This is a genomic window from Streptomyces sp. Tue6028 (assembly GCF_002300165.1).
Taxonomy (GTDB): domain Bacteria; phylum Actinomycetota; class Actinomycetes; order Streptomycetales; family Streptomycetaceae; genus Streptomyces; species Streptomyces siamensis.
On the sequence record NZ_MLCE01000010.1, the window covers coordinates 21,593 to 47,127 of the forward strand.

At 70.5% G+C, this 25,535-nt stretch carries 22 protein-coding genes; 10 read left to right on the forward strand and 12 right to left on the reverse strand.

Going from position 1 to position 25,535, the window contains the following annotated elements; translation table 11 throughout:
• Nucleotides 1–14: 14 nt before the first annotated feature.
• Entirely contained in the window at nt 15–440 is a 426-nt protein-coding gene (locus tag BKI49_RS08270) for a Rieske (2Fe-2S) protein (RefSeq protein ID WP_095933559.1), read from the reverse strand.
• A 327-nt stretch (nt 441–767) separates the two neighbouring features.
• On the opposite strand from BKI49_RS08270, the gene BKI49_RS08275 reads away from it, so the two are divergent.
• Nucleotides 768–1,826 carry a LacI family DNA-binding transcriptional regulator gene (locus BKI49_RS08275; RefSeq protein WP_095933560.1) on the forward strand — a complete coding sequence of 353 codons (1,059 nt, stop codon included), beginning with the start codon at nt 768–770 and terminating at the stop codon, nt 1,824–1,826.
• The gene (locus tag BKI49_RS08280; protein WP_095933561.1) at nt 1,823–2,734 is read left to right on the forward strand and encodes a carbohydrate kinase family protein; all 912 of its coding nucleotides are present in this window, start codon (nt 1,823–1,825) and stop codon (nt 2,732–2,734) included. The genes BKI49_RS08275 and BKI49_RS08280 overlap by 4 nt, the downstream gene beginning before the upstream one ends.
• A gap of 10 nt (nt 2,735–2,744) precedes the next feature.
• On the opposite strand, the gene BKI49_RS08285 is transcribed toward BKI49_RS08280, so the two are convergent.
• Complete coding sequence (locus tag BKI49_RS08285) at nt 2,745–3,599, reverse strand: helix-turn-helix domain-containing protein (RefSeq protein ID WP_095933562.1); 855 nt, start codon at nt 3,597–3,599, stop codon at nt 2,745–2,747.
• A 100-nt stretch (nt 3,600–3,699) separates the two neighbouring features.
• Here BKI49_RS08285 and BKI49_RS08290 point away from each other — a divergent pair, with 100 nt between their 5' ends.
• The gene (locus BKI49_RS08290; protein WP_095933563.1) at nt 3,700–4,269 is read left to right on the forward strand and encodes a YceI family protein; all 570 of its coding nucleotides are present in this window, start codon (nt 3,700–3,702) and stop codon (nt 4,267–4,269) included.
• A gap of 187 nt (nt 4,270–4,456) precedes the next feature.
• Here the strand turns inward: BKI49_RS08290 and uvrA are convergent, their stop codons facing one another.
• The gene (uvrA, locus tag BKI49_RS08295; protein WP_095933564.1) at nt 4,457–7,498 is read right to left on the reverse strand and encodes an excinuclease ABC subunit UvrA; all 3,042 of its coding nucleotides are present in this window, start codon (nt 7,496–7,498) and stop codon (nt 4,457–4,459) included.
• A 224-nt stretch (nt 7,499–7,722) separates the two neighbouring features.
• Here uvrA and BKI49_RS08300 point away from each other — a divergent pair, with 224 nt between their 5' ends.
• Nucleotides 7,723–8,412, forward strand: coding sequence for a maleylpyruvate isomerase family mycothiol-dependent enzyme (locus BKI49_RS08300; RefSeq protein ID WP_095933565.1), 690 nt, complete (start codon nt 7,723–7,725; stop codon nt 8,410–8,412).
• A gap of 9 nt (nt 8,413–8,421) precedes the next feature.
• A complete protein-coding gene (locus tag BKI49_RS08305; protein WP_095933566.1) occupies nt 8,422–9,078 on the forward strand; it encodes an MBL fold metallo-hydrolase in 657 nt (218 codons plus the stop codon).
• Nucleotides 9,079–9,443: 365 nt separating this feature from the next.
• Here BKI49_RS08305 and aroQ read toward each other — a convergent pair whose 3' ends face one another.
• Nucleotides 9,444–9,917, reverse strand: a complete 474-nt coding sequence (gene aroQ, locus BKI49_RS08310) for a type II 3-dehydroquinate dehydratase (protein ID WP_095933567.1) — start codon at nt 9,915–9,917, stop codon at nt 9,444–9,446.
• 101 nt (nt 9,918–10,018) lie between these two features.
• Here aroQ and BKI49_RS08315 point away from each other — a divergent pair, with 101 nt between their 5' ends.
• Nucleotides 10,019–11,065: a S66 family peptidase gene (locus BKI49_RS08315; RefSeq protein WP_095933568.1), complete on the forward strand. Its 1,047-nt coding sequence runs from the start codon at nt 10,019–10,021 to the stop codon at nt 11,063–11,065.
• Nucleotides 11,066–11,184: 119 nt separating this feature from the next.
• Nucleotides 11,185–12,486 (forward strand): MFS transporter, encoded by a 1,302-nt coding sequence (locus BKI49_RS08320; RefSeq protein ID WP_179332368.1) that lies wholly within the window; start codon nt 11,185–11,187, stop codon nt 12,484–12,486.
• Nucleotides 12,487–12,515: 29 nt separating this feature from the next.
• Here the strand turns inward: BKI49_RS08320 and BKI49_RS08325 are convergent, their stop codons facing one another.
• The 6 genes from BKI49_RS08325 to BKI49_RS08350 form a co-directional block, all read right to left on the reverse strand.
• The gene (locus BKI49_RS08325; RefSeq protein ID WP_095933570.1) at nt 12,516–13,616 is read right to left on the reverse strand and encodes a calcium:cation antiporter; all 1,101 of its coding nucleotides are present in this window, start codon (nt 13,614–13,616) and stop codon (nt 12,516–12,518) included.
• A 424-nt stretch (nt 13,617–14,040) separates the two neighbouring features.
• On the reverse strand, nt 14,041–15,039 hold the full coding sequence (locus BKI49_RS08330) for a TerC/Alx family metal homeostasis membrane protein (protein ID WP_095933571.1): 999 nt from the start codon (nt 15,037–15,039) through the stop codon (nt 14,041–14,043).
• Between the two features lie 298 nt (nt 15,040–15,337).
• Nucleotides 15,338–17,359, reverse strand: coding sequence for a TerD family protein (locus BKI49_RS08335; RefSeq protein ID WP_095933572.1), 2,022 nt, complete (start codon nt 17,357–17,359; stop codon nt 15,338–15,340).
• Nucleotides 17,360–17,411: 52 nt separating this feature from the next.
• Nucleotides 17,412–17,990: a TerD family protein gene (locus BKI49_RS08340; RefSeq protein ID WP_028805973.1), complete on the reverse strand. Its 579-nt coding sequence runs from the start codon at nt 17,988–17,990 to the stop codon at nt 17,412–17,414.
• 159 nt (nt 17,991–18,149) lie between these two features.
• A complete protein-coding gene (gene uvrB, locus BKI49_RS08345; RefSeq protein ID WP_095933573.1) occupies nt 18,150–20,276 on the reverse strand; it encodes an excinuclease ABC subunit UvrB in 2,127 nt (708 codons plus the stop codon).
• A gap of 40 nt (nt 20,277–20,316) precedes the next feature.
• Entirely contained in the window at nt 20,317–21,183 is an 867-nt protein-coding gene (locus tag BKI49_RS08350) for an MHYT domain-containing protein (protein WP_095933574.1), read from the reverse strand.
• 280 nt (nt 21,184–21,463) lie between these two features.
• On the opposite strand from BKI49_RS08350, the gene BKI49_RS08355 reads away from it, so the two are divergent.
• The 3 genes from BKI49_RS08355 (at nt 21,464) to BKI49_RS08365 (ending at nt 24,457) form a co-directional block, all read left to right on the forward strand.
• Entirely contained in the window at nt 21,464–22,336 is an 873-nt protein-coding gene (locus BKI49_RS08355; RefSeq protein ID WP_095933575.1) for a glycerophosphodiester phosphodiesterase, read from the forward strand.
• Nucleotides 22,337–22,514: 178 nt separating this feature from the next.
• Entirely contained in the window at nt 22,515–23,069 is a 555-nt protein-coding gene (locus BKI49_RS08360; protein WP_095933576.1) for a methylated-DNA--[protein]-cysteine S-methyltransferase, read from the forward strand.
• 122 nt (nt 23,070–23,191) lie between these two features.
• A complete protein-coding gene (locus tag BKI49_RS08365; protein WP_257004677.1) occupies nt 23,192–24,457 on the forward strand; it encodes an MFS transporter in 1,266 nt (421 codons plus the stop codon).
• 124 nt (nt 24,458–24,581) lie between these two features.
• Here BKI49_RS08365 and BKI49_RS08370 read toward each other — a convergent pair whose 3' ends face one another.
• The gene (locus tag BKI49_RS08370; protein ID WP_095933578.1) at nt 24,582–24,944 is read right to left on the reverse strand and encodes a cupin domain-containing protein; all 363 of its coding nucleotides are present in this window, start codon (nt 24,942–24,944) and stop codon (nt 24,582–24,584) included.
• Nucleotides 24,945–25,049: 105 nt separating this feature from the next.
• A complete protein-coding gene (locus BKI49_RS08375; RefSeq protein ID WP_095933579.1) occupies nt 25,050–25,478 on the reverse strand; it encodes a VOC family protein in 429 nt (142 codons plus the stop codon).
• Nucleotides 25,479–25,535 lie beyond the last annotated feature (57 nt).

The window sequence follows — 25,535 nt, forward strand, 5'->3', positions numbered from 1 at the left end:
GGCCGGGCGCCGGCTCAGGCGTCCGGACCCGCGACGATCTTCCCGCCCTTGGCCTCGACGGACAGTTCGTTCAGCGGCACGGTCGCCGGCGCGTGCAGCACCTCGCCCGTCGCGGCGTCGAACTCGCTGCCGTGGCACGGGCACGTCAGAGTCGTGCCCTCCAGCTTGTTGATGGGGCACCCGGCATGGGTGCAGATCGTGCTGAACGCCTTCAGCGAACCGTCCTCGGCACGGCTGACCACGACGTTGTGATCCCGGTACAGCTTGGCGCCGCCCTTGGCGATCTCGCTCTCCGCGCCCAGCTCGACCGGCGCGGTCGGTGTCGCGGGGGCCGCGCCGCCCGCGCCGCCGGAACAGGCGGTCAGGGCGAATCCGGCGACCGGGGCTGTCGCGGCTCCCCGCAACACGGTGCGGCGGCTCGGGGACGGACGGCCAGGCATGGCATCTCCACTGGTCGAGGGCGTTCTCGAAGGGCATCGGGGGGCATGGAGCGAGCCCTGTGCGTCCCTTCCTTCGGCGCGCGAGCGCGCCCGGGCACGCTTCGGGCCGTTTGGGCCGCCTCGACGGACGCGATGCGTCGTTCGTCGACGATACCGGTACCGGTCATTCCGCCCGAGCCGGGGCAGGTCGGAGCCGGCGCCGCGGCGAGCGCCGGGACAGACACCCGTGCGTAAACGTTTACGCGCATCCCTGCGTAAGCGTTTACGTGCCGCCGCGGATGAGATACGTTCCCCGGCTAGGAACCGGCAACCGGCGGAGGGAACGCCATGGCGACGATGGTCGATGTGGCTCGGCGCGCGGGCGTGTCCATCGCGACCGTCTCGCACGTGCTCAACGCCACGCGCCCCGTACTGCCCGCGACGCGCCAGGCCGTCCTCGACGCCATCGACGAGCTCGGGTACACGCCCAACACCCTGGCCCGTTCGCTGGTGACCTCCCGTACGCGGTCCATCGGGCTCGCGGTGTCGGCGATCAGCAACCCGTACTTCACGGAGATCCTCCAGGGCGTCGAGGCCGGCGCCCTCCAGCACGGCTACAGCCTGCTCATCGCCGATCCGCACGACGACCCGGAGCACGAGCGCAAGGTCGTCCAGCTGCTGCACGAACGACGTGTCGACGGCATGATCATCGCGCCCTCGGCGAAGCCGGAGGGGCTGCTGCGTCACCTCGCGCAGCACGAGGTGCCCACCGTGTTCCTGGACCGGCTCGTCGACTCCCCCGCCGGCTCCTCCTTTCACTTCGACCAGGTGTGCACGGAGAACACCGAGCCCATGGCGCACCTGGTCACCCACCTCGCCGAGCGGGGGCACCGGCGCATCGCCCTGGTCGCGGGCCTTCCCGGGCTCAGCACCACGACCGAGCGGATCACCGGCTACCGGCACGGCCTCGCACAGACCGGGCTCCCCCACGACGAACGGCTCGTGGCCCACGGCAACTCCCAGGCGGACGCCGCCGAGGAGGCCACCCGCGGCCTGCTGTCACTCCCGGCACCGCCCACCGCGCTCGTCACCGCCAACAACGCGATGACCATCGGTGCTCTGCGAGCCCTGCGCGGCCTGCGTCTGTCCGTGCCGGACGACCTGGCGCTGTGCTGCTTCGACGACTTCGCGTGGGCCGACCTGTTCACCCCGCGGCTGACCGCGATCTCCCAGCCCAGCAAGGAGATCGGCGCCCAGGCCGTACGTCTGCTGCTGGACCGGCTAGCGTCCCCCCAGCGGGCGGACCGCACCCTCCGGCTGCCGGCCTCCTTCGTCCACCGCACCTCGTGCGGCTGCCCCGAAAACTCCCCCGAGCCCGAGCACCACAGGAAAGGACCCGAGTCGTGATCGTCGTCGCCGGTGAGGCCCTGATCGATCTGGTACCGCAGGGCGCGGGCGCCCTCGTGGGCCTGCTGCCGCGCCTCGGCGGCGGACCGTACAACACGGCGGTGGCCCTCGGCCGCCTCGGCTCCCCCACCGCCTTCTGCTCCCGCGTCTCGGACGACGCCTTCGGCGAGGCGCTCCTGGGCGGGCTGCGCGAGGCGGACGTCGACGTCTCCCTCGTGCAGCGCGGCGCGGAGCCGACGACGCTCGCCGTCGCGACGATCGGCCCGGACGGCTCGGCGGGATTCTCCTTCTACGTCGAAGGCACGGCGGACCGCCTCTTCTCGGCAGCCGACGGGCTCCCCGACGCCACGAAGGCGGTGTCCTTCGGTACGTGCTCGCTGGTCCTCGAGCCGGGCGCGACCGCGTACGAGGAGTTGATGCGGGCCGCCGCCGCGCGCGGCGTGTTCACCGCGCTCGACCCGAACATCAGGGCCGTGCTCATCCCCGACCCGGACGCCTACCGGGCCCGGTTCAAGAGCTGGCTGCCGTCCGTGTCGCTCCTCAAGCTCTCGCAGGAGGACGCCGAATGGCTCGGCGGGACCCCGCGCGAGTGGCTGGCGTCCGGCCCCGGTGCCGTGGTGATCACCCGCGGCGGCGACGGGCTGACCGTGTTCACCCGCGACGGCCGGGAACTCTCCGTGCCCGGCGAGCCGGTCGAGGTCGTGGACACCATCGGCGCGGGCGACACGGTGAACGCGGCGCTGCTGCACGGTCTGGCCGCCCGGGACGCCCTGTCACCGGCCGCGCTGACGGAACTGGGCCCCGACGACTGGACCCGGCTGCTGCGCTTCGCGGCCCGCGCCGCGGCGATCACGTGTTCGCGCGCGGGGGCCGAACCCCCGTACGCGTCCGAGCTCGGCGGCCTGTGACGGGACGCGTTCAGCCGCCGACCGCCCGCAGAGCGCCCGGCTGCCGGCCGTCGAGCCGGTCGAGCGCGGCGGCCGTGGCCTCGTCCGCGGGCAGGTGCACGACCATACGGTGACCGTCGTCCGGCAGCGCGAGCGTCTCGTACGACAGCCGCAGCGGTCCGACCTCGGGGTGGGTGACGAGGTCGATCCCGGCCCGACGGGGCATGGCCGGTACCGCGGCGAGCCGGTCGGCGAAGCGGGCTCCCGCCGTGACGGTCAGCTCGTCGGCCAGGGCGGCGACATGGGGGTCCTGGAGGGGCGCCTCGTGCCGCAGGTGCGCGACCTGTGTGTCGGCGACCTGGTCCCAGTCGGTGAAAGCGGTGTGGGCCCGCTCGTCGGTGAACACGTACCGGAGGATGTTCGGCTGCCGGCCGTCGAGCATCCCCAGCGGCCCGGTGAGGCGGCGATAGCCGTTGGTGTACGCCAGGATGTCGCCGATCCAGTTCAGGAGGACGGCCGGGGTGGGTTCCAGCCGCTCCAGCATGGCCTGGACGGAGGGGCGTACCGCGTGGGTGGGCGCCGCGGCCGTCGAACAGAGGATGGCGTCGTGACCGGACTCCTTGGCGAGCCGGCGCAGCAGGATCCGTTCCGTCACGGGCAGTTGCAGGGCGTCGGAGAGCGCGCCCAGGACCTGGGGCGAGGGGTTGCGGTCGCGGCCCTGTTCGAGACGGATGAGGTACTCGACGCTGATTCCGGCGAGCGTGGCCAGCTCGGCGCGGCGCAGTCCCGGCGTGCGGCGTCGGGGGCCGGCCGGCAGCCCCGCCTGGGCGGGTGTGATCGCTTCACGTCGTGTGCGCAGGAAGGTGCCCAGTTCGTTGTCGCTCACCTGTCGAACGTACAGCGCGCGTGGCCTCGGATCGTGGCCCTGTCACTACCACCATCCGCCCGGCCTCCCTCCTTTCCCTCCGGCCGCGCACGGTGGTGCCATGACTTACGACAACTCCCCTGCCACCACGCACGCTTCACTGCCGCTGTCCGTCGGCGACTGGGAACTCGATCCGCTGCACTCGGCGGTCAACTTCACCATCCGCCACCTCGGGATCGCCAAGGTGCGCGGACGTTTCGCCGACGTGCAGGCCTCGCTCCACGTCGGTGAGACGGCCGACGCCATCCAGGTGGGCGCCGAGATCGCCCTGGCCTCCATCGACACCGGCAACCCGGACCGGGACGCGCACACCCGCTCGGCCGACCTGCTCGACGTCGAGAAGCGGCCGACGATGTCCTTCGCCTCGACGCGGGTCTTCGGCGACGGCGAGGAGTGGTCGATGGAAGGGGACTTGACCATCGGGGGCGTGACCCGGCCGGTGACGCTCGCCGTCGAGTTCGGTGGGGTGGTGGACTCCCCCGCCGACCAGCGCAGGCATGCCGGGTTCGAGGCGACGGGTGAGATCCGGCGCAGTGACTTCGGTCTGGACTTCGGGACCGGTTTCCTCGGTGATGTTGTCAAGGTGCAGTTGGACATGCAGTTCGTCGAGCCGCAGGGACAGGGCGGCTGACTGTTCAACGGACGGCGCCCCACGGGGAGTTCCCGTGGGGCGCCGTATTTCTGGGGACTTGTCGGACTCGGCCGCCGGGCGTCGTGCCTGCGGGGCGGCCTGCCTCCGCACCGGCGGCGGGAAGGTCTTCCCACCGCCGGTCGACCGGCCGGGGCCGAGGCCGAGGCCGCCGGCCGGTGTCAGCCGGTCAGGCCTGGCGGGCCCGCGTGGTCTTCTTCGCGGGCGTCGCCTTCTTGGCGGCCGTCTTCTTCGTCGCCGCGGCCGCCTTCTTGGTGGCCGTGTTGTTGACCGCCTTCGTGGCCGTCTTCTTCGTCGTGGCCTTGGCCGCCGCCACCGTCTTGGCCGCGGTCTTGCGTACGGCCTTCACGGGAGCGGCGTCACTGATCCGGTCGGCGCCGAGGATCTCCCGCAGGAACTTGCCGGTGTGGCTGGCCGGGACTCCGGCGACCTGCTCGGGGGTGCCCTCGGCGATCACGAGGCCACCGCCGTTGCCCCCCTCGGGGCCCATGTCGACGACCCAGTCCGCGGTCTTGATGACGTCGAGGTTGTGCTCGATGACGATGACCGTGTTGCCCTTGTCGACCAGGCCGGACAGCACGGAGATGAGCTTGCTGATGTCCTCGAAGTGCAGACCGGTGGTCGGCTCGTCGAGTACGTACACCGTGCGGCCCGTGGAGCGCTTCTGGAGCTCGCTGGCGAGCTTGACGCGCTGCGCCTCACCACCGGACAGCGTGGGCGCGGACTGGCCGAGCCGGACGTAGCCGAGACCGACGTCGTTCAGCGTCCTGAGGTGGCGGGCGATCGCCGGGACCGCCTCGAAGAAGTCGAGGGCCTCCTCGATCGGCATGTCGAGCACCTCGGAGATCGACTTGCCCTTGTAGTGGACCTCCAGGGTCTCCCGGTTGTAGCGCGCACCGTGGCAGACCTCGCACGGGACGTACACGTCGGGCAGGAAGTTCATCTCGATCTTGATGGTGCCGTCGCCGGAGCAGTTCTCGCAGCGGCCGCCCTTGACGTTGAAGGAGAAGCGGCCGGGCAGGTAGCCGCGGACCTTCGCCTCGGTCGTCTCGGCGAACAGCTTGCGGACGTGGTCGAAGACGCCGGTGTACGTCGCCGGGTTGGACCGGGGCGTACGGCCGATGGGCGACTGGTCGACGTGCACGACCTTGTCGACGAGGTCGTCGCCGTCCACGCGTGTGTGCCGCCCGGGGACGTTCCTCGCGCCGTTGAGCTCGCGGGCCAGGTGCGTGTAGAGGATGTCGTTGACCAGGGTGGACTTGCCGGAGCCCGAGACGCCGGTGACGGCCGTGAGGACGCCCAGCGGGAAGGACACGTCGATGTCCCGCAGGTTGTTCTCCCGGGCGCCGTGCACCGTGAGCCTGCGGCTCGGGTCGGTGGGGCGGCGGATGTCCGGGGTCGCGATCTCCTTCTTGCGCGACAGGTACTGGCCGGTCATCGACTCGGCGTTGGCGAGGAGCTCCTTCAAGGGGCCGCTGTGCACGACCTTGCCGCCGTGCTCGCCCGCGCCGGGGCCGATGTCGACGACCCAGTCGGCGACCTTGATGGTGTCCTCGTCGTGCTCGACGACGATGAGCGTGTTGCCCATGTCGCGGAGCCGGACCAGCGTCTCGATCAGCCGGTGGTTGTCCCGCTGGTGCAGACCGATGGAGGGCTCGTCGAGGACGTAGAGGACGCCGACGAGTCCGGAGCCGATCTGGGTGGCCAGCCTGATGCGCTGCGCCTCGCCGCCGGAGAGGGTGCCCGCCGCGCGGTTCAGCGACAGGTAGTCGAGGCCCACGTCGACCAGGAAGCGCAGCCGTTCGTTGACCTCCTTCAGGACGCGTTCGGCGATCTTCTTGTCGCGGGCGTTGAGCTTCAGCTCGCCGAGGAAGTCCGCGCAGTCGCTGATGGACATCGCGGAGACCTCCGCGATCGACTTGTCCATCACGGTGACCGCGAGGACGAGCGGCTTCAGGCGCGTGCCCTCACAGGTGGGGCACGGCACCTCGCGCATGTAGCCCTCGAAGCGCTCGCGGCTGGCGTCGCTCTCGGCCTCGCTGTGCCGCCGCTTCACGAAGGGGACGGCACCTTCGAAGGGCGTGGTGTAGACCCGCTCGCGTCCGTACCGGTTGCGGTAGCGGACCTCGATCTGCGTCTTGTGCCCGTAGAGCAGGGCCTTCTTGGCGCGCTGCGGGAGTCCCGCGAACGGGATGTCGGTACGGAAACCCAGGGCGTCCGCGAGGGCTCCGATGAGGCGCCCGAAGTAGTCCTTGGTGTGTCCGTGCGACCAGGGGTGGATGGCTCCCTCGTCGAGGGACTTCTCCTCGTCCGGGACGATCAGCTCGGGGTCGACCTCCATGCGCGTACCGATGCCGGTGCACTCGGGGCAGGCGCCGAAGGGCGAGTTGAAGGAGAAGGAGCGGGGCTCCAGCTCCTCGAAGGACAGGTCGTCGTACGGGCAGTACAGGTGCTCCGAGTACATGCGCTCGCGGTCGGGGTCGTCCTCGGGGAGGTCGACGAAGTCCAGCACGACCATGCCGCCGGACAGACCGAGGGCCGTCTCGACGGAGTCGGTGAGACGGCGCTTGGCGGAGTCCTTCACCGTGAGACGGTCGACGACCACCTCGATGGTGTGCTTCTCCTGCTTCTTCAGCGCGGGCGGCTCGGTGAGCTGGATCGTCTCGCCGTCGACCCGGGCACGGCTGTATCCCTTGGTCTGGAGATCGGCGAAGAGGTCGGCGAACTCTCCCTTGCGCTCGCGCACCAGCGGCGACAGGACCTGGAAGCGGCTCCCCTCCGGCAGCTCCAGGACCTTGTCGACGATGGCCTGCGGCGACTGGCGCGTGATGGGGCGACCGCACTCGGGACAGTGCGGCTTGCCGATGCGCGCGAACAGCAGACGCAGGTAGTCGTAGACCTCGGTGATCGTGCCGACCGTCGAGCGCGGGTTGCGCGAGGTCGACTTCTGGTCGATCGAGACCGCCGGTGAGAGGCCCTCGATGAAGTCGACGTCCGGCTTGTCCATCTGGCCGAGGAACTGCCGGGCGTACGACGAGAGCGACTCGACATAGCGGCGCTGGCCCTCGGCGAAGATCGTGTCGAAGGCGAGGGAGGACTTGCCCGACCCCGACAGGCCCGTGAAGACGATGAGCGAGTCGCGCGGGAGGTCGAGCGAGACATTCTTCAGGTTGTGCTCGCGCGCTCCACGGACGATGAGACGGTCGGCCACGCCGGTCCGCACCTTTCTTGAGAGAAGTGACAGGGGCCGAGGCCCCGGTCTTTCTCAGACTAGGGGGAGCCACTGACAGCGCCGGTCGGTATTCGCTGGTTCACAACAATCCCGGGCCCTCCAGCATGCCCGACGCCGCATCCGAGCTTATAGCACGCACATTCGATTTGCGGCGACGGTCGACCACCTTCACCCGAAGGAGTGGCGGGACTAGGGTCGACCTCATGATTGATCATGCGCGCGACCTGGCGTCTGTACGTGACGCGACCGAACGACTGCTCACCGCAGCCACCAAACTGGACAACGCTTCCGCGGCCGAGCCGTCACGACTGCCCGGCTGGAGCCGCGGCCACGTGCTCGCCCACCTCGCCCGCAACGCGGACGCTCTGGTGAACGTCCTCGAAGGACGCCCCATGTACGTCTCCGGCGACGCGCGCGACGCCGACATCGAACGGGACGCGCCGCGGCCCGTGGACGCGCAGCTCGCCGACGTGCGGGCGAGCGCGGCCCGCTTCCAGGACGCGGGGGCCGTCCCCGCGGACTGGTCCCGCACGGTGGAGCTGCGCAACGGGGTCACCGACACGGCTGCCCGGGTTCCGTTCCGGCGGTGGATCGAGGTCGAGCTGCACCACGTGGACCTGGGGATCGGCTACGAGCTCGAAGACCTCCCCGAGGATTTCGTGGCACGGGAGATCGAGTTCCTCACCGACCGCTTCCGCGACCACCCCGAGGTGCCGGCCACCCGCCTCACCGACGGCACGCGCGCGTGGAGCACGGGACGTGCCCAGCAGGGCGATCCCGATATCACGGTGACCGGTGCGGCGCCCGCTCTGCTCGGCTGGCTGGCGGGACGCCGTGACGGCGCCGGGCTGACCGTCGGCGGCGACGCGCTTCCCACCGTCCCCCCGCTATAGGCTGCCGCCATGACGTACAGCGGAGCGGTGAAGGTCGGCGGCCCTGCCGATGTGCATGAGCTGCGGGACCTGATGATCTCCAAGATCGCGGTCGGCCCGATGGACAACAACGCCTATCTGCTGCGCTGCCGGGCCACCGACGAGCAGCTCCTGATCGACGCGGCGAACGACGCCTCGGCGCTGATCGGTCTGATCGGTGACGACGGCATCGCGTCCGTCGTCACCACCCACCAGCACGGCGACCACTGGCAGGCACTGGCCGAGGTCGTGGCGGCCACGGGCGCGCGCACCTACGCGGGCCGGGACGACGCCGACGGCATCCCGGTGCCGACCGACGTCCCCGTCGACGACGGCGACACGATCCGGGTGGGACACGTCGAGCTGACCGCGCGCCACCTGGTGGGACACACGCCGGGCTCGATCGCGCTCGTCTACGACGACCCGCACGGCCACCCCCATGTGTTCACGGGCGACTGCCTCTTCCCGGGCGGCGTGGGCAACACGCGCAAGGATCCGAAGGCGTTCGCGAGTCTCATCCACGACGTCGAGACCAAGATCTTCGGCGCACTGCCCGACGAGACCTGGGTCTACCCCGGTCATGGCAACGACACGACGCTGGGCGCGGAGCGGCCCCACCTGCCGGAGTGGCACGCGCGCGGCTGGTGAGTCACGCGCCGGGCCGTTGCACGACCCGAAGCCTGCGGCCGGGACCCCGGGCGCGATGCCGCTGAGCTTCCGAGCCGCTGGGCGACCCGCAGATCGGTGCTCTCCACGCACAGGGGCGCGCGCCCTGAACACGCGCCCCGTGTGAACCGAGCGCACGCGCCGGTGTCACGCGCGCGCTCCCGGCGCTGTCACTGGTGCAGTCCACTGGAGCCAGCCCCGCGCGGGATGACGGCTCCGGCGCGGAACGGGCCGCCGGCCTTCGATCCCCGCCCTCGGCCGGCGGCCCCGGCACACTCGGGTGACCGTACGCGGGTCAGTGCGCCCCATGTCCTCGGCGTGCTCCGCCTCCAACGCCCGCTCCTGGGTCAGGCGTCCGCCTTCCCCGTCCCGGCCAGCGCCGCCACCCGCTCCACCGCGAAGGTGTATCCCTGCACACCGCAGCCGGCGATGACCCCGTCGGCGCGGAGCGAGACGTACGAGTGGTGCCGGAACTGTTCGCGCTGATGGATGTTGGAGATGTGCACCTCCACCACCGGAAGGCCGTCACAGGTGTTGAGCGCGTCCAGGATCGCCACGGAAGTGTGCGAGTAGGCAGCCGGGTTGATCACGATCCCGGCGTGGTTGAGGCGTGCCTCGTGGATCCAGTCGACCAACTCGCCCTCGTGGTTGGACTGCCGGAAGTCCACCGTGCCGCCGTGCACGGCTGCCGCCTTCGCGCACAGTGCTTCCACGTCCGCGAGGGTGTCGGACCCGTAGATCTCCGGCTGGCGCTGCCCGAGGAGGTTCAGGTTGGGTCCGTTGAGGATCATGATCGGGGCGTTGGCGAGGGTGCGGGGCACGGTTCCTCCGGTCCTTCCAGGTTCACGGCCCGTCGAGGACCGCTGCTCGGACCCGGTTTATCACGGTGCGACGAGGCGGCGACGGCCCGTACCCTCCGGTCATGACGACGCCTCGCTATCCCCCCAAGCCCTCGCCCGGCGACCGCGTCGCCGTGCTCTCTCCCTCCGCGGGCCTGCCGGAACTCTTCCCGCGCCCCTACGAGCTGGGGCTGGAGCGACTGCGCACGGAGTACGGCCTGGAACCGGTCGAGTATCCGACCACCCGCAAGATGGGGGCGACGCCGCAGCAGCGCGCCGACGACATCCACGCGGCGTTCGCGGATCCGGCGGTCAAGGCCGTGGTCTCGTCCATCGGCGGTGCGGACCAGATCACCGTGCTGCCGCTGCTGGACCGGGAGTTGATCCGCGCGAACCCGAAGCCCTTCTTCGGGTACAGCGACAACACCAACCTGCTCGCGTACTTGTGGAACGCCGGAATCGTCGGCTACCACGGCGGCAGCGTGATGTGCGAACTCGGTCGCCCTGTCGCGATGCATCCGCTGACCGCGGAGTCGCTCCGCGCCGCGCTGTTCACCTCGGGACCGTACGAGGTGCGTTCCACCGACCGGTTCGGTGACGTCAACGGCCCCTGGGAGGACCCCGCGACGTTCGAGTCCGAACCCGCGTCGGAGCCGGGCGGCGGCTGGACGTGGCACCGCCCGGACCGGATCGTCGAGGGCCGCTCCTGGGGCGGCAACATCGAGATCCTCTCCTGGCTGCTGATGGCCGACCGGGAGATCGCCCGCGATCCCGCCGTGTACGAGGGTCATGTGCTGTTCCTGGAGACCTCGGAGGACATGCCGAAGGCGGACGACGTCTTCTGGATCCTGCGCAGCATGGGCGAGCGCGGTCTGCTGCGACGCTTCCCGGCGCTGCTGATGGGCCGTGCGAAGGCATGGTCGTTCGAGCACCCCAACGACGCCGACGCCAAGGCCCGTTACACGCGGGAGCAGCGCGAGGCGGTGCTGCGGGCCGTCGACCAGTACGCGCCCGACACGATGGTCGTGTTCGACGTGGACCTCGGGCACACCGATCCGCAGATCGTCATCCCCTACGGGGGCACGGTCCGGGTGGACGGCCCGGCCCGGCGCATCACCGTGACGTACTGACGCTGGCGCACGACGGTCGCGACCGAGGCGGCCGCCGTGCGCCGGACGCGTAGGCCGACACCGAGGAGAGCACCCGCACGCCCCCGTAACCGCCCGTCACCCTGGGTAGTTGACGCGGCATGCACGACGTACGCACCGTAAGGGCGCCCTCCATGCTGCGGCTCGCGGCCGCCTCCCTCGCCGGGACCGCAATCGAGTTCTACGACTTCTTCGTGTACGGGACGGCGGCCGCTCTGGTCCTGGGACCGTTGTTCTTCCCGACGTTCTCACCGCTGGCGGGGACGCTGGCGGCCTTCGCGACGTTCGGTGTCGGGTTCGTCGCCCGCCCGCTCGGCTCGGTGCTCTTCGGGCATCTCGGGGACCGGCGCGGGCGGCGTCCCGTCCTGGTCGCCTCACTGCTGCTGACCGGTACGGCGACCGTCGCCGTGGGCTGTGTGCCGACGTACGAACACATCGGCGTGACTGCTCCGGTACTCCTTCTCGTGCTGCGTTTCCTCCAGGGCCTGGGCCTGGGCGGCGAGTGGGGCGGGGCGGTGCTGCTGACCGCCGAGCACGCGCCCGCCGAGCGGCGAGGGCTGTGGTCGAGCTTCCCGCAGGTCGGCCCGTCGCTCGGCTTCGTGCTGGCCAACGGCGTGATGCTGGCACTGTCGGCGACGCTGTCCGACGCGCAGTTCGCCGCGTGGGGGTGGCGGGTGCCGTTCTGGGCCGCGGGCGTGCTCGCGGCGGCGGGGCTGTGGCTGCGCGGTTCGCTGGCGGAGAGCCCGCAGTTCCTGGAGATGCGGGACCACGCGCGCGTGCCGCTCGCCGAGGTGGTGCGCGACCACTGGCGGCTGGTGCTGCTGACGGCCGGCGGACTCGCGGTCGGCTACGCGGTGTTCTACGCGGTGACGACGTGGGCGCTCGCGTACGGCGTCGAGCGACTGGGCGTGAGCCGTACCGTCATGCTGACCTGCATCATGGCCGCGGTGGTGGTCAAGGGCTGTCTGACACCGGTGATGGCCCTGCTCGGCGACCGGTTCGGGCGGCGCCCCCTGTGTCTGGTGGGCTGCACGGCCGCCGCGCTCTGGACGTTCCCCATGGTCGCCCTGCTGTCGACAGGCGAACCGCTGCTGATGTTCGCCGGCTTCCTGGTGGCCCTGATCGCGTTCATCACGATGTTCGCCGTCATCGCCGCGTATCTGCCGGAGTTGTACGAGCCCCGCGTGCGCTGCACGGGCGCCGCCGTGGGCTACAACCTGGGCGGGGTTCTCGGTGGCGCGCTCACACCCATTGTGGCGACAGCGGTGGCGAGCGGACCGGGCATCCCCTGGGGCGTGGCCGCGTATCTGACCGCGATCGCGCTGCTCAGCCTGGGATGCTTCGCGCTGCTCCCGGAGACCCGGTCGGTGCCACGCCTTGCGGTCGTGCAAGCGGCCGACTGAGGGCGGGGGCCGCCCCTGGTGCGAGCCGCTCAGGGGTTGACCGCGAGTTCCAGATAGGCCGCGAACAGCACCAGATGGACACCGCCCTGGAGCGGGGTCGCGCGGCCCGGAACCACGGTCAGGGAGCTCACCACCACGGTGAGCGCCAGCAGCACCATGTGCGTGGCGCCGAGGCCGAGGACGAGCGGTCCGGAGAGCCAGATGGACGCGAGGGCGACGGCGGGAATGGTCAGTCCGATGCTGGCCATGGCGGAGCCGAGAGCGAGGTTCAGGCTGGTCTGCACCCGGTCGCGGCGGGCGGACCGGAGTGCGGCGATGGTCTCGGGCAGCAGGACGAGCAGGGCGATGATCACACCGACCACGGCGGCCGGCATGCCGGCCGCCTCCACCCCGGACTCGATGGTGGGCGACACGCCCTTGGCGAGTCCGACCACGCCGACGAGGGCCAGGGCCAGCAGTCCGAGGCTGAGCGCCGCCGTACGGCCCGAGGGGGCGTCGGCGTGGTCGTCCGCGTGGATGATCTCGCCCTGCCGGGTGATCGGCAGGAAGTAGTCGCGGTGCCGCACGGTCTGGGTCGTGACGAACAGGCCGTAGAGGACGAGTGAGGACAGGGCGGCGAAGGTGAGCTGGGCCGAGGAGAATTCGGGGCCCGGCTTGCTGGTGGTGAAGGTCGGCAGGACGAGGCTGAGCGTGGCGAGCGTCGCGACGGTGGCGAGGGCCGCTCCGGTGCCTTCGGCGTTGAAGACGGCGAGCCCGTGGCGCAGGGAGGCGACGAGCAGACAGAGACCGACGATGCCGTTGCAGGTGATCATCACGGCCGCGAACACCGTGTCGCGGGCCAGCGTCGCGCTCTTGTCGCCGCCGTCCGCCATCAGGGTGACGATCAGGGCCACTTCGATGATCGTGACGGCGATGGCGAGCACCAGGGACCCGAAGGGTTCACCGACCCGGTGGGCCACCACCTCGGCGTGATGGACGGCCGCCAGCACGGCTCCTGCGAGCACCAGGGTCACCAGGACCACCACCGCGCCGGGCACGTCGCGTCCCCAGGTGAAGACCAGCAGGACCACCGCGAGCATGGGCACGATGGCCGTCCACTGCGTGAGGGGTGACCGGAGCCGATCGATCATGCTGCGATCGTCGCAGTCCTTCCTGGGGCCCGCACTCCGGTCGCCGGGTGGCCGTTCCGCTGTCATGGAGGACGGTTCGCTTCCGGGATCGGCCGCCGGGTCGGCTCGGTCGTGTCCCGTGTGTCGCATCAGCCATCTCCCGTGTGTCGCGTTCGGTGGGCGGAAGGCGAGCCTGTGGGCTTCGGGTCGTCGCCGTGCCGTCCTGGTCGTTCGGTGTCGTGTGGTGTGTGCGGGGCTCCGTGGGGTCGGTGCGCTCGCGGCCGTGGCCGGCGTGCCTGGTCGACGTGATGGGTGTGCTCCTCCGGACGGGTCGGGAGGAGCGGATGTCAGGGCCGTCCGTCGCTGTGCCCGGACATGCTCCGGGAGCGGTGGTCGGCTCCTCGCCGCACGCCGCTCCCGGAGGCTGTTCGCGCAGTCGACGCCGTCAGACGTCGACGCTCTTCGGGCTCTTGTCCCCGGCGCTCTCCTGCTCGTCGCGCGCCGCCTGCTTCCTGGAGGCCATCAGGCTGGTGATCGTGGTGACCACCAGGACCGCGCAGATCACGCCGAGGGAGACCGGGATGGAGATCTCGGGGACGTGGACGCCGGACTCGTGCAGCGCGTGCAGGACGAGCTTGACGCCGATGAAGCCGAGGATGACCGACAGGCCGTAGCTCAGGTGGACCAGCTTCTTGAGCAGCCCGCCGATGAGGAAGTACAGCTGTCGCAGACCCATCAGCGCGAACGCGTTGGCCGTGAACACGATGTACGGGTCCTGGGTGAGGCCGAAGATCGCGGGGATCGAGTCCAGGGCGAAGAGCACGTCGGTGGTGCCGATCGCCAGCATGACGACGAGCATCGGCGTCATGACGCGCTTGCCGTTCTGCTGGATCCACAGCTTGGTGCCGTGGTACCGGTCGGCCACGCCGAAGCGTCGCTCGGCCGCCTTCAGCAGGCGGTTCTCCTCGAACTCCTCGTCCTCCTCCTCGGCCCTGGCCTCCTGGATCAGCTTCCAGGCGGTGTAGATGAGGAACGCGCCGAAGATGTAGAAGACCCAAGCGAAGCTCGCGAGGATCGCGGCACCCGCGGCGATGAATATCGCGCGCAGGACGAGGGCGATGAGCACACCGACGAGGAGCACGCGCTGCTGGTACTGAGAGGGCACCGCGAACTTCGCCATGATCAGTACGAAGACGAAGAGGTTGTCGACGCTCAGCGATTTCTCGGTGATGAAGCCGGCGAAGAACTCTCCGGCGGGCTCGCCGCCGGAGAAGACGAGCAGGCCGAGTCCGAAGAGGCCGGCCAGGGCGATCCAGACGATCGTCCAGATTCCGGCTTCTTTGATCGACACGTCGTGCGGCTTGCGGCCGATGAAGAAGTCGACCGCGATGAGGGCGGCGAGGCCCACGATCGTCAGGACCCACAGGGTCAGGGAAACATCCACTGCGCCTCCGGCAGTACGTAACGGCAGGTCTCAGCGTCGTCGCTGCCGGAGGTCTCTTCCACCCGGGACGGCCGGGGCGCGTGATGCGCCCGGTGTACGCGGGCCGACGCCCCGGGATCTGGCCTGATCCGTATTGACGGGCACGTCGCCATAGGTAGGGAGTACTCCCCTCCGTACGAACGAGAGTACCCAACCACCAAGGAAAGGTAAAGCGATTGGTAAAAGAAGAGCCAAAACCCCAGTTCAGAGAGGCTTTACTGTTACTTGGCACACTCCAGGAGCTCGGCCCTGCGCATGCTCATCGGTTCCATGGACGCCGGGCCGCAGCCACCTGGGCCAGCACCTGCTGGAGTACCTGACTGCCCGGCGGGACGAGCGTGGGCTCGTACGTCCAGGCGTGCCCGACCCATGGGTCGGCGAGGTGGTCGTCGGCCACCGGCGTGAGCCGCATCAGCGAACGCCAGAGCGGGTCGAGCAGCGGCCCGTAGGCAGCGGCGTCCTCACGGTCGGCCACCATCATCAGGTGCACCCCGACGGCCGGGCCCTCGTCCGCGAGATAGCGCAGCTGGGTCACGGCACGGTCGTCGAACCCGTGCGGGAAGTCATTGACGATCAGCAACTGCTCGGCTGTGTCGAACCCGGGCGGCAGCGAGTCGGACGCTCCGCCACGGATCGCCATCTGCACCAGGTCGACCCGCTGGGTGAGCCGGGCCAGGACCTCGGAGACCCCGGCGGCGCCGACAGCGGGCGGCACGTCGAGCACCCCGGACTGCGTCAGCGGTGCGAGAGAGGACGCTCCGGAACCGGCCGGGTCGATGACGTGCACCGTGAACTCGCCGACGGGATACACGGCGAGCAGCCGCGCGGCAAGCGCGACGGCCGTGTCCATCGCCAGGCGGCGCAGCTCGTCGGCGTCGGCGAGGCCGCCGTCCGCGGAGGTGCGGCCACTGTCGATCCACAGGCCGCGCTCCAGCGGCAGCCGCAGGAGCATCGGGATGCTCAGGCGTTCGCTCTCGGGCAGGCTGAGATCGCCCAGGCGCAGGGCCATCGGGATCTCCATCGGCACCCGGTAGCCGTGCCAGACAGGGTTGTCCCAGCGCGCGTACGCCGTGGGGAGCGCGGGCTCGACGACCTCGGACTCGGCGACCAACTGGGCGAGATCCCGGTCGAGCGCCTCTCGGGCCTGGTCGACGAGCTGGGCGTGCCTGGCGCGCGCCGCCTCACGGGCCGCGTCACCCTGGCCGCCGATCCGGCTGCGCGGGTCGGACAGCACCTGGTCGAGTTCCTTCTCCATACGGGAGTCGGCGAAGTCGACGGCGCTGCGGTAGGCGGCGGTGGTGCGGGCGAGGTCCTCGAACATGCCCCACACCTGGTTGTAGAGCCGCTCGTCCATGGACCAGCCGGTCGCGTCGCCCGCGACGGGCTGGGCGGGGCGGCCGGGCTCGGCCGGTGGCGCGGTCGGCGCAGGCGGGGGCGGTGCCGCGGTCTGCCGGCCGGGGTGCGTGTAGTTGATCCCGCCACCGACGGAGGCGGACGGCTGGGTGACGGCGGAGGGGTCGGGCGGTGTGGTGCCGCTCGGGTAGCCCTGCCCCGGCGTCGCACTCCCCTGCGGACCGGGGGTGTCGTACGGGGACTGCGGTGGCGTGACGGTCCCCGGGGCGCCCTGCGGTCCCGGATACGGCTGGTCGGCTCCGGGCGCCGAACTGGCCGCCTGCCGCGACCGGTCCGCGTCCGCCGTACGCGGCGGGGGCGCGGCGACCGAGCGGGCCATTCCGCGCGCCACCGCTTCATTGATGCTTCCGGCGAGCTGCTGGGCCTCGGGCAGGCCCTGGTCGGCGAGGAGTTCGGCGAGGCCGCCCGCGTACCCCTGGCCGACCGCGCGTACCTTCCAGGCGCCCTGCCTGCGGTAGAGCTCCATGGCGACGACGGCGGACTCGGCGTCCAGGCCGGTGACGGTGTAGCTGGCGACCTCCGCGCCGTCGAGGCCGGTGACCGCGACGAAGGGGGCGGCGACGGCGCCGAACCGGACCGGGCCGCCGACCCCGGACGGCAGTGCGAGCAGCACACTGACCCGGTGCACGTGCTCCGGCAGGGCGTCGAGGTCGAACGCCAGGCGGTGATCGGCCGCCGCCTGCTTGGAGACCTCCAGCCCCGGCAGTGTGGGCGCGCCCGGGTGGGCCACCCACTCGACGCCGCGGATCTTGCCCTGCTCGTCGCTGAGCGTGGCCCCGGCCACGACCGGTTTACCGGCCGAGATCCGGACCTCGAGACGGACCTGGGAGAGCGGGTGGTTCTGCCCCCGGACCAGCTCGGCCGTCATCGCCTTGTCCCCCTGTGTCGCTATGTCGCTTCGTGCGGTGTGGGCGCGTTGCCTACAGGTGCGGCAGGATCGCCGGCATCAGGTCCTGGAACGTGCGGCCGTTGGCCGGCGTACCGAGGGCCGTCATCTGCCAGCCGGCTCCGGCGCGGTGCACCTTCGCCATGATCTGGGCCGTGTACTGCCCGCCGCCCGCGAGCGTGTAGCGGGCGAGCTCCTGGCCGTTGGTCTCGTCGACCAGGCGGCAGAACGCGTTCTGCACTTCCTGGAAGGTCTGGCCCGTGAAGGAGTTCACGGTGAAGACGATCTGGTCGATGTGGACCGGGATGCGCTGCAGGTCGACGAGGATCGACTCGTCGTCGCCGCCCTGGCCCGCGCCGCCGACGAGGTTGTCACCCGTGTGCCGTACGGAGCCGTCGTCGCTGACGAGGTGACGGAAGAACACCACGTCGACGGGCTGCTTGTCCGCGAACAGCACGGCGGACGCGTCGAGGTCGATCTCCCGGGTGCGCGAGCCGAACAGGCCGCGCCTCGGAGCGGCCTGCCAGCCGAGGCCCATGCGCACCGCGGTCAGCGTGCCCCCGTCGTTCTTCTGCAGACTGATGGCCTGACCCTTGGTCATGTTGACCGTCACGCGCTGTTCCCCTCTCGAACTGTCCCCTGTTGCCGCGGAGTCCGCGGATGACCAGAACACTACGCAGGGGCACCGACAGCGCCGAACCCTGGGGCGCACTTTGTGTCGGTCTTGCAACACAGTGCGCATGGCCCGAGGTAGGGCGCCTCGGCGGGAGCGTCAGGCCAGGCCCGCTTCCTTCATCTGCCGCAGCTCCTTCTTCATCTCGGAGACCTCGTCGCGCAGCCGGGCCGCGATCTCGAACTGGAGGTCGCCGGCCGCGGCACGCATCCGCTCCGTCAGCTCCTCGATCTGCTCGGTGAGTTCCGCCGCGGGCCGGTCCGTGGGGACCGTCTCCTTGGCCTTGCCCTTGGCCGCCTTGGCGGCCTTTCCCAGCGCGGGGACCGGGGCCTTGGCGCCCTTGCCGTCCTTCGACTTGCGGTAGCCCGAGCCGAGCAACTGCTCCGTGTCGACGTCCTCGCGGGCGATCTGCGCCACGATGTCGTTGATCTTCTTGCGGAGGGGCTGCGGGTCGATGCCCCTCTCCTTGTTGTAGGCGATCTGCTTCTCCCGGCGACGGTTGGTCTCGTCGATGGCCTTCTCCATCGCCGGGGTGATCTTGTCGGCGTACATGTGGACCTGCCCGGACACATTGCGCGCCGCGCGGCCGATCGTCTGGATCAGTGAGGTTCCGGAGCGCAGGAAGCCCTCCTTGTCGGCGTCGAGGATCGCCACGAGGGAGACCTCGGGCAGGTCGAGCCCCTCACGGAGCAGGTTGATGCCGACGAGGACGTCGTACTCTCCGGCGCGCAGCTCGCGCAGCAACTCGACACGGCGCAGGGTGTCGACGTCGCTGTGCAGATAGCGCACCTGGATGCCGAGCTCCAGGAAGTAGTCGGTGAGGTCCTCGGCCATCTTCTTGGTGAGCGTGGTGACCAGGACGCGCTCGTCCTTCTCGACACGCGTGCGGATCTCGTGCACCAGGTCGTCGATCTGCCCTTCGGTGGGCTTGACCACGACCTCCGGGTCGACGAGGCCGGTGGGCCGGATGATCTGCTCCACCTGCCCGTCCGAACGGGAGAGCTCGTACTGCCCCGGGGTCGCCGAGAGGTACACCGTCTGCCCGATGCGCTCCTGGAACTCCTCCCACTTCAGAGGGCGGTTGTCCAGGGCTGACGGAAGCCGGAAACCGTGGTCCACGAGCGTGCGCTTGCGGGAGGCGTCGCCCTCGTACATGGCACCGATCTGGGGCACGGTCACATGCGACTCGTCGATGACGAGCAGGAAGTCGTCCGGGAAGTAGTCCAGCAGCGTGTTGGGTGGGGAGCCGGGCTCACGGCCGTCGAAGTGCATCGAGTAGTTCTCCACGCCGGAGCAGGAGCCGATCTGGCGGAGCATCTCGATGTCGTACGTGGTGCGCATGCGCAGGCGCTGGGCCTCCAGGAGCTTGCCCTGCTTCTCCAGCTCGGCGAGGCGCTCCTCCAGCTCCTTCTCGATGTCGTTGACCGCGCGCTCCATGCGCTCGGGGCCCGCCACGTAGTGCGACGCGGGGAACACGTAGAGCTGGTCGTCGTCGCTGATGACCTCGCCGGTGAGCGGGTGCAGCGTGGACAGGGCCTCGATCTCGTCACCGAACATCTCGATGCGGACCGCGAGCTCCTCGTACACGGGGAAGATCTCGATGGTGTCGCCGCGGACCCGGAAGGTGCCCCGGGCGAACGCCACGTCATTGCGTGTGTACTGGATGTCGACGAAGCGGCGCAGCAGGTCGTCCCGGTCGATCTCGTCGCCGACCTTGAGCGCGACCATGCGGTCCACGTACTCCTGCGGCGTACCTAGGCCGTAGATGCAGGAGACCGAGGCGACCACGACGACGTCACGGCGGGTCAGCAGCGAGTTGGTCGCGGAGTGGCGCAGGCGCTCCACCTCCTCGTTGATCGAGGAGTCCTTCTCGATGTAGGTGTCCGACTGCGGGACGTAAGCCTCGGGCTGGTAGTAGTCGTAGTACGAGACGAAGTACTCGACCGTGTTGTTCGGGAGGAGTTCGCGGAACTCGTTCGCCAGCTGGGCGGCCAGGGTCTTGTTCGGAGCCATCACCAGGGTGGGGCGCTGGAGCTTCTCGATCATCCAGGCCGTGGTGGCGGACTTGCCCGTGCCGGTCGCGCCCAGGAGGACGACGTCCTTCTCGCCTGCGCGGATGCGCTTCTCCAGCTCGGCGATGGCGGTGGGCTGGTCGCCATTCGGCTGGTAGGGGCTGACGACCTCGAAGGGCGCCACCGAACGTTCGATCTTTGATACGGGCCGCATGGAATCCACCGTACGACCCCGCACTGACAACGGGGTCCGATCACCAGTTCTGCGGAGTGCGCGACCTCCGCTGCGCGCGGACCCGCCCGGGTCGGACCGGGGGCCGGCCGCCGGGGCGCCGCACCGCGGTGTGGGCCGGGACACCCGGCCGGTTCTCCATGGGAGTCCAGTCGGGCTTGCCCATGACCATGAGCGGATCGAACATCACGACGACGCCCGCGAGGCACAGGAAGGCCAGCGGGCCGATCATCATGGGCGCGAGCAGGGCCGCGGCCGAGTCCCCGCCGGGAGTGCTGGACGTGCCGTGCAGATGGACGCTGAGGGCGGCCATGCCCGTGTAGTGCATGCCGGTCACCGCCAGCCCCATCACGAGGCTCGCGCCCACGCTCCAGAGGAATCCCCGGACCTGTCCCGCCGCCCACAGGGCGGCCGTGGCGGCGACCACGGCTATGACGACGGAGGCGGAGACGGTGAGGGTGTTGTATTCGAGTTTCCCGTTCAGCCGCATTCCCGCCATGCCGAGATAGTGCATCGAGGCCACGCCGAGGCCGGTGATCGTGCCTCCTGTGAAGAGCGCCGCCCCACTGGCACCGCGGTAGCCGACGATGAAGATCCCGATGCCCACCATCACGATGGCAACGCCCAGACTGGCGTACGTCGTCGGTCTGTCGTAGTGGACCGGCGTCTGCCCGACGCTGAATCCCATCATCGCGATGAAGTGCATGGTCCAGATGCCGGAGCCGATCGCGGCCGAGCCGAGGGCGAGCCAGCCGGCCCGCCAGGAGCGGGCGACCAGCATCGATCTGGTGGTGCAGCGCAGTCCGAGCGCTCCGCCCAGGCAGGCCATGAGGTAGGCCACCAGCGGTGTGACGAGTCCGTAAGTGAAGCCGTCGACCGTGCCCTGCATGCGCGGATGCCCTCCCCGCCGTGTTGCTCCTGAAAAGCCCTGAAATTCCCCCACCCGGAGGACCGCACGAGCGGACTGGGCCGAGGCGAAGAGTATGACTCCCACCGGAATGGTCGAACGATTTTCCGGCAAAGAATCACGGCCTCGCCGCACCTGTGCGGCGCCGGTGTGTGGACTTGGGCAACTCCATTCAATTTGTGGCCACCTCACACACCACCTTCATCGACTCTCTGCTGTCACTCTTGTGCTGTCCGTGATCACACGACGCTGAGGAGGACGCATGTACGCGCGCGTAACCGCCGCCACGACCGCCGCGTTTCTTGGAGGCGCCGCCGTGATACTGCCCAGCCCGCACGCGCGCGCCGGGTCCCAGGGAACCGGTCCGGTCGTCGTCTCCCACCGCGGCGCCTCCGCCTACGCTCCCGAGAACACCCTGGCCGCCATCGACAAAGCCTCTGCCCTGGGGTTCGACTGGGTCGAGAACGACGTCCAGCGCACGAAGGACGGCGAACTCGTCGTCCTCCACGACGCGGGCCTGGCGCGCACGACCGATGTCGAGGAGCTCTACCCGCACAGAGCTCCCTGGAACGTCCGGGACTTCACCGCGGCCGAGATCGCCCGCCTGGACGCCGGGAGCTGGTTCGGCTCCCGGTACGCGGGCGCGCGCGTGCCGACGCTCGCGAAATACATGGCGCGCGTCGCGCACAACCACCAGAAGCTCGTCCTGGAGATCAAGAACCCCCAGCTCTACCCAGGCATCGAACGGGAGACCCTCAAGCTGCTGAGCAACGAGGGCTGGCTCGACCGGGCGCACGTCACGGGCCGCCTGATCGTGCAGAGCTTCAGCGCCGACAGTGTGCGAACGGTGCACGACCTGCGCCCGGACGTCCGCACGGCCTTCCTGGGTACGCCGTCGGTGGCGCAGCTGCCGCGGTACGCGCGATTCGCCGACCAGATCAACTCGGATCACACCACGCTCTCCTCCGGCTACGTCTCGGCGGTCCACGCGTTCCACGGGCCGCACGGAACGCCGATGAAGGCCTTCGCGTGGACCGTGAACGACAAGGACGGCGCCCGGCGGGTGATGGGCTTCGGCGTCGACGGGATCATCACCAACGCTCCCGACGTGGTCCGGAAAGCGGTGGACGACTAGAGGGCTTCCCTGTCCGGGGCGGCGGGGCGGCCTCCTCACCCGGGGCCCGCGCGGCCGCTCTCCCGCCCCGGGCTCCACGGCTCTCCCGCCCGTGGTGCGGACACGCACCGGGGTCCGCGCCACGGGCGGCCCGTCGGCGGGACGGGCATTGTCAGTGGCGCGCCGTACGGTGGGGCGCATGGACAGCCACGGGCAGTACGGGCAACAGGTCGTGTGGACCGTCGTCGGCACGGACATCGGTCCGCTGCTCCTCGCGGCGACACGCGACGGCCTGGTGAACGTCGTGTTCCACGCCACGGACACGGTGCGCGACAAGGCACTCGACCGACTCGCGTCCCGGCTGGGCACCGACCCCGTCGAGGCACCCGGGTCCCCCCTGCTCGCGGAGGCGATACGCCAGGTCTCGGCGTACTTCGCGGGCGAGCGGCACGACTTCGAGCTGCCGCTCGACTGGTCCCTGATCTCCGGGTTCAACCGTCAGGTGCTGCGCGAGCTCGCGTCGGGCGTGCCGTACGGCTCGGTCGTGGGCTACGGCGACCTGGCCGGACGGGTGGGCCAGCCGGGCGCGGCACAGGCCGTGGGCGTGGCCATGGGCTCGAATCCGCTGCCGGTCGTGGTGCCCTGCCACCGGGTGGTCGAGAGCGACGGCGGCATCGGCGGGTTCGGGGGCGGCCTGGAGACCAAGCGGAAACTGCTCGCACTGGAAGGCGTGCTGCCGGAACCGCTGTTCTGACGCCGCACCACCGCTGACCGGGGGACCTCCGGCGGATGTTCGTACAGGGGTGCGGGCTGGGACACTGCGCCGGTGACCAGATCCCGTACCGCGTCCTGTTCCCTCGCGCCCCGGTGTCCCGCGTGACGTCCGTCGAGCGGCAGGCCGGCGTCCCCGTCGACGCCGAGGCGATACCCGCGCTGCGCCGCCGCATCACCGCCGTGCTGATCGCCGGTCAGATCCTCGGCGGGCTCGGCGTCGCCACCGGCATCGCGCTCGCCACCGTACTGGCCCAGCAGGTCAGCGGCACCGAGTCGCTGTCCGGACTGGCGCCGACCGCGACCGTGACCGGTACAGCGGTGCTCTCGGTGCCGCTGGCGGCGCTGATGACGGCGCGAGGACGCCGGCCGGGCCTTGTACTGGGGTACCTCATCGGTGCTGCGGGCGCGGCCGTCGTCGTGGTCGCCGCGAGCGTCGGAAGCTTCCCGCTGCTGCTGCTCGGCATGGCGGGTTTCGGCGCGGCCTCCTCGGCGAATCTGCAGGCGCGCTTCGCCGCCGCCGACCTGGCCGAGCCCACGATGCGGGCCCGCGCCATCTCGAACGTGGTGTGGGCGACGACGATCGGGGCGGTGCTGGGTCCCAACATCGCCGCGCCCGCCGGACGCAGCGTCTCGGGACTCGGGATCCCCGAGGCGGCGGGACCGTTCCTGTGGGCGTCCGGGGTGTTCCTCGTGTCGGCGCTGCTGGTGGCCGTACTGCTGCGACCCGATCCGCTGCTGACCGCCAGGGCGCTCTCACCGGCCGAGGAGCGGTCGGCCGACGCGCGCTCGCTGCGGGCCGGGTTCGCCGCCGTCGCGGCCTCGCCGCGGGCCAGGCTCGCACTCGTGACCGTGGCGGTCGCGCACACGGCCATGGTCTCGGTCATGTCGATGACCCCCGTGGACCTCGGGCACCACGGGGCGAGCATCGATCTGATCGGGCTGGTGATCAGCGGACACATCGCGGGCATGTACGCGTTCTCGCCGCTGATGGGGCGGCTCTCGGACCGGCTCGGTCGACTGTCCGGGATAGCGCTCGCGGTGGCCCTGCTGGCTGCGGCGACGCTGCTCGCGGGGACGGCGGATGCCCACCACGAGCAGACCGCTGTGGGGCTGTTCCTGCTCGGTCTCGGCTGGTCTTCCGCCCTCGTGTCGGGCTCCGCGCTCCTCACGGACTCCGTGCCGCAGGCGGCACGGGCCGCGGCCCAAGGGCTGTCCGACCTGACCATGAACACGGCGGCCGGTCTCGGTGGAGCGACCGCCGGAGTCGTCGCCGCGCAGGCGGGCTACGGCTGGCTGAACCTCGCCGCCGCCTGTCTGCTGGTGCCCTTGGGCGGCCTGGCGCTGTTCACCCGGAACCGCCGCCGATGAGCCGGACCGGCGGATGCGGTCGAGCCCCCCAGAGGTCTTCAGACGTGCAAAGGCCTCCGGACTTCAGCGGTTCAGGACTTCAGGGGCTTCAAGAGCCGCGAAGGCTGTGAAGGCTTCGAGGCCTTCAGAGGCTGATGTGGTACGCCTTGCGCAGCGTCTCGTGCACGGTCCACGTCGTGCGGTCGCCCTCGCGCAGGATCGCCGCGTCGCCCGGGCCCACCTCGATGACGTCGCCGCCCTCGACCTCGATCGTGGCGCGGCCGCTGACCACGACGAAGAGCTCGTTCGCCTCGGTGTCGGTCACCACGCCGGGCGTGATCTGCCAGATGCCGCGCAACTGCTTGCCGTCGGGGGACTCCCACAGCACCTTGCCCGTCACGACCGGCTCGCCGGAGACGATCTGTGCCGGGTCCAGCGGCTCCGGTTCGAGCTCGGCGTCGGGGATGTGCACGGCGAAGGACGGGGTGGCCCCGGTGTTCGTGGTCATGAGCGGTCACCCTAAGGGCAGGGCCATCGGGAGCGGCGACGAGGGTGCCCGCCGCTCGACCGGCCGGATTCGCCGAGGGACCGCCGAGGGACCGCCGAGGAGGGACTACTCGTAGTGCCGGGCCTCGAAGACGTTTCCGTCCGGGTCGCGGAAGTAGAAGCTGCGCTTGGCCGGCCCGCGGGCGCCGGAGGCGTCGTAGGAGAAGCCCGAGACGGAGACGGACCGTTCCTCCAGACGGGCGTGCAGGGCGTCGAACTCGTCCTCCGGGAAGGACAGGCAGACGTGGTTCACCGGGTGACCGGCGCTCTCCGTGCCGCCCGGGACCATGTTCATGTACTCCGCCAGGGGCAGCGGCGCCAGGTCGAGGATGGTCTCCTCGTTGACGCGCACGGAGGGGAAGGACGCCTTTCCCGCGGCGTATTCGGCGACCATCAGGGGCTCCAGGCCGACGGCGTCCTCGTAGAACGCGGCCGCGGCGGCCGGGTCGCGCACCCAGAGGACGACATGGTCGAGACGTGTCGAGTTGTCCGTCATGCCCCCAGGCTGGTGGCGTACGGCGCGGCTCGCAAGAGTTTGACCGGGTGCGCCGCC

Excerpts from the sequence above, each read along its gene's own strand:
- BKI49_RS08315 (WP_095933568.1), top strand. The coding sequence starts at position 10,019 with ATGACGACGCCTCGCTATCCCCCCAAGCCCTCGCCCGGCGACCGCGTC.
- uvrB (WP_095933573.1), bottom strand. The coding sequence starts at position 20,276 with ATGCGGCCCGTATCAAAGATCGAACGTTCGGTGGCGCCCTTCGAGGTC.
- BKI49_RS08300 (WP_095933565.1), top strand. The coding sequence starts at position 7,723 with ATGATTGATCATGCGCGCGACCTGGCGTCTGTACGTGACGCGACCGAA.
- BKI49_RS08360 (WP_095933576.1), top strand. The coding sequence starts at position 22,515 with ATGGACAGCCACGGGCAGTACGGGCAACAGGTCGTGTGGACCGTCGTC.
- BKI49_RS08355 (WP_095933575.1), top strand. The coding sequence starts at position 21,464 with ATGTACGCGCGCGTAACCGCCGCCACGACCGCCGCGTTTCTTGGAGGC.
- BKI49_RS08270 (WP_095933559.1), bottom strand. The coding sequence starts at position 440 with ATGCCTGGCCGTCCGTCCCCGAGCCGCCGCACCGTGTTGCGGGGAGCC.
- BKI49_RS08305 (WP_095933566.1), top strand. The coding sequence starts at position 8,422 with ATGACGTACAGCGGAGCGGTGAAGGTCGGCGGCCCTGCCGATGTGCAT.
- BKI49_RS08320 (WP_179332368.1), top strand. The coding sequence starts at position 11,185 with ATGCACGACGTACGCACCGTAAGGGCGCCCTCCATGCTGCGGCTCGCG.
- BKI49_RS08370 (WP_095933578.1), bottom strand. The coding sequence starts at position 24,944 with ATGACCACGAACACCGGGGCCACCCCGTCCTTCGCCGTGCACATCCCC.
- BKI49_RS08375 (WP_095933579.1), bottom strand. The coding sequence starts at position 25,478 with ATGACGGACAACTCGACACGTCTCGACCATGTCGTCCTCTGGGTGCGC.
- BKI49_RS08325 (WP_095933570.1), bottom strand. The coding sequence starts at position 13,616 with ATGATCGATCGGCTCCGGTCACCCCTCACGCAGTGGACGGCCATCGTG.
- BKI49_RS08290 (WP_095933563.1), top strand. The coding sequence starts at position 3,700 with ATGACTTACGACAACTCCCCTGCCACCACGCACGCTTCACTGCCGCTG.
- BKI49_RS08275 (WP_095933560.1), top strand. The coding sequence starts at position 768 with ATGGCGACGATGGTCGATGTGGCTCGGCGCGCGGGCGTGTCCATCGCG.
- BKI49_RS08335 (WP_095933572.1), bottom strand. The coding sequence starts at position 17,359 with ATGACGGCCGAGCTGGTCCGGGGGCAGAACCACCCGCTCTCCCAGGTC.
- BKI49_RS08350 (WP_095933574.1), bottom strand. The coding sequence starts at position 21,183 with ATGCAGGGCACGGTCGACGGCTTCACTTACGGACTCGTCACACCGCTG.